We start from the raw sequence: 3,405 nt of genomic DNA on the forward strand, positions 1-3,405 counted from the left end.
ATGAAATGATCTTCGCGGCCCCAGATGATCAGGGTCGGCATCTTGAGCGTCGCCAGCTGGGCTGCCGCGTCTTCATTGCCCTGATATTGGCCAAAACGCGCCACGGTGGCGGTGCGATTGCCGGGAAAGAGCAGCAATTCCCAATAGCGATCGATCATCGCGGGCGTGGCGATGGCTTGCACGGCGATGGATTGCTTGAAGCTGCGTTCGATCAGCGTGCGCGGCGTGACGATCGCCATCAGATCGCGCAGCACCGGCACCCGCGCCAGATTGAAGCCAATCGGCGGCGATGACCCCTTGGGCCGCGGTTTGCCGCTGGCATCCACCAGCACCAGCCCGGCGACGCGCTGCGGATGGCGCACGGCATAGCGCCAGGACACGCCGCCGCCCATCGAATTGCCGCCCAGCACAAAGCGCTGCAAGCCCAGCCGGTCCACCAACTGCTCGACGATGCCGACATAGGCGGCGTTGCTGTAGTCGCCCGCCGTGGTCGCGCCGGTCAGGCCATGCGCCGGCAGATCGAGGCTGATCACCCGGTAGCCCTTGGCGGTCAGCCGCTCGGCCCAGGGTTCCCACGTGTGCAGCGACGCGTTGGAGCCGTGCACCAGCACGACCGGAAAGCCCGTGCGCGGGCCTTCGTCGCGCATGTGGATGGTGGTGCCGGGCGCCAGTTCGACAAATTGGCTGGCGGCATTGGCATATTTGGCGCGCAGCTTGGCGGCAGGAATATCCGGGGTGGCAAACACGGCGACGGCAAGGGCGAGCAGCCCCACGATCACCGCCAGCACGATCAGCAGGCCCCGCAGCCAGCGGCGCGGGCGACCAGATGCACTCCGGGACGCAGCATTTGCCATTACAGCGCTTCGATCCGGACCGGCAGGCCGTTCTTGGGCTTGGGGATCGGGAACATCGTGAAATCGCTTTCCACGCTGCCCAGCGGCGTTTCCGCCACGATGCGGTGGTGTTCGAGGAGGGCAAACAGCACCAGTTTCACCTGCATATAGGCAAAATGCTGGCCAAGGCACATGTGCGCACCGCCGCCAAACGGCACCCATGCATATTTGTGGCGGCCGCGGCTGTTTTCCGGCGTGAAGCGGTCCGCATCGAAATGTTCGGGATCGGGCCAATGTTCGGGCAGGCGGTGGCTGATCATCTGGTTGATGCCGACATGGGTGCCGGCCGGCACGACATGATTTTGAAAGGTGAAATCGCGAATGGCGCGGCGCGGCATCGATGGCACCGGCGGGATCAGCCGCATGGCTTCCTTGAACACGCGTTCGGCCACGTCCATTTCGCCGATGGTCTCATAAGACAGCTCGCCGTGGCGGGCGCGGATGCCAGCGATTTCGGCGCGCAGCTGCTCCTGCCACTGCGGATTTTTGGCCAGGCACCAGACAATCGAGCTGATCGATGATGTGGTGGTGTCGTGCGCGGCCATCATAAGGAAGTTCATGTGATCGATGATGTCCTGCACGCCCAGCAATTGATCATTTTCATCGCGGGCGTTGCACACCTGCGTGAAAATATCCTTGCCTTCGCGGCCGCGGCGCAGCGGGATTTCGCGGGCGAAATAGGCGCTCATGAAGGCGCGGCCATCCACGCCGCGCTTCATGGCGGTGAACGGCAGCGGCTTGCGGATCACCGCCACCGATGCCGCCACCATGTCGCAAAATGCCTTGTTGATGGCCTTGGCTTCCGGCCCCCACGGCACGCCCAGAAAGCTGGTGGCGGCCAGATCGAGGGTAAGCGCCTTGATCGCCGGGTAGAATTTCAGCGATTGGCCGCGCGGCCACGGCGCCAGCCCGCGCGCGATGCCGTCTTGCAGCTGGGTGAAATAATGGCGCATCGGCTCGGTCTTGAACGCGACCGACAGGGTCTTGCGGTGCATCCGATGCTCTTCGAAATCCAGCAGCATCAGCCCGCGCGGGAAGAGCAGCTCAAGGATGGGTGTCCAGCCCAGATCGCTGGAAAAATTCTTGTCACGGTCGAACAGCACTATCTCGTTGGCTTCCGGCCCGATCAGGCTGACGCCCCAGCGGCCAATATCCTGGCGGCGGAAAATCCGGCCATGCGCCGCCACCAGATCGCGGCTGGCGCCCAGCGGATTGGCCAGAAATTTCAGGGTGCGCCACAGCGGCATGCGCACCTTCACCATGCCGGGGATGTGCGCCAGATCGCCGTAGCCAGGCTCCGGCAGATCGGCGGCAACGAAATTGCGATTGGCAACGGGGGCGTTCATTGGCGCAAACCTTGCTGTCGGTGCGCGACAATCCGCGCCTGCGACACTTCGTGTTACGCAAAGCCGGCGGCGGGCGCAATCGGGCCGCATGACCAGCGCCAAAGCGTCACGCTGCCGGTGCTGGCGGTGCGGGCTCTTTCCCTGCCGCGTCATGCCGGCTAAGCCTGCGCCATGAAGCCGGAGTTTGATCTTGTGCTGGCTGGCGGCGGCCTTGCCAACGCGCTCATCGCGCTGCGGCTGGCGCAACTGCGCCCCGATGTGCGCGTCGCCATCGTCGAAGCCGGGCCGTCGATCGGCGGCGATCACACCTGGTCGTCGTTCGGGCTGGACATCAACGAGGAGCAGCGGCGCTGGACGCATGATCTGTTTGCGCACCGCTGGGATTGTTATTCGGTGCGCTTCCCGCGCCATGCGCGCACGCTGAACGTCGGCTATGGCACCACCAATTCCGAACAACTGGCCGCTGCCATTGCCGCCGCGCTGCCGCCCGAACGGATCATCACCAACACGCCGGTGGTGGCGATCACCCCGACCAGCGTGACTCTGGCCGATCAGCGCGTGTTGACCGCATCGGGCGTGATTGATGGACGCGGGCAATTGAAATCAAAGGCGCTCGATCTGCGCTGGCAGAAATTCCTGGGCCAGGAGGTTGAGCTGGCCGAGGATCATGGCCTGGCCGGCCCGATCATCATGGATGCCACGGTGCCGCAAAAAGACGGCTATCGCTTTGTTTACACACTGCCATACGGCCCGCGCCATGTCCTGATCGAAGACACGTATTTTTCCGACGGCCGCGATCTGGCGCCGGATTTGCTGCGCCGGCATATCGCCGATTATGCGGTGATGCAGGGCTGGCAGATCACCCGCGTGATCCGGGAGGAGGCCGGTATCCTGCCGCTGGCCATCGGCGGCAATATCGCGGCATTTCTGGATGAAGGCGCGCCCGGCGTGGCGCGCGTGGGCATGGCGGCCGGCCTGTTCAATCCGGTGACCGGCTATAGTTTTCCCGATGCAGTGCGCATGGCTGATGTGGTGGCGGCCTTGCCGGATTTTGCCGCCACGACCATCCACCGCGCCTGCCGCGACCACGCCATTCGGGTGTGGAACAGCCGGGGCATGTACCGCATCCTCAATCGCATGCTGTTTCTGGCCGCCGAAGATGAAGA

The 3,405-nt window shown here is 64.2% G+C and carries 3 protein-coding genes; 1 reads left to right on the forward strand and 2 read right to left on the reverse strand.

The genetic code is table 11. From position 1 onward, the window contains the following. Together ABWP50_RS07145 and ABWP50_RS07150 are read right to left on the reverse strand one after the other, a co-directional pair. A partial coding sequence (locus ABWP50_RS07145; protein ID WP_353217305.1) for an alpha/beta fold hydrolase occupies window positions 1-854 on the reverse strand: 854 nt, incomplete at its 3' end. After that, window positions 854-2,239 carry a cytochrome P450 gene (locus ABWP50_RS07150; RefSeq protein ID WP_353217306.1) on the reverse strand — a complete coding sequence of 462 codons (1,386 nt, stop codon included), beginning with the start codon at window positions 2,237-2,239 and terminating at the stop codon, window positions 854-856. The genes ABWP50_RS07150 and ABWP50_RS07145, both read right to left, overlap by 1 nt. A gap of 171 nt (window positions 2,240-2,410) precedes the next feature. On the opposite strand from ABWP50_RS07150, the gene crtY reads away from it, so the two are divergent. Next, on the forward strand, window positions 2,411-3,405 hold a 995-nt coding region (crtY, locus tag ABWP50_RS07155), incomplete at its 3' end, for a lycopene beta-cyclase CrtY (protein ID WP_353217307.1).

It is taken from the genome of Sandarakinorhabdus sp. (assembly GCF_040398645.1).
GTDB lineage: Bacteria > Pseudomonadota > Alphaproteobacteria > Sphingomonadales > Sphingomonadaceae > Sandarakinorhabdus.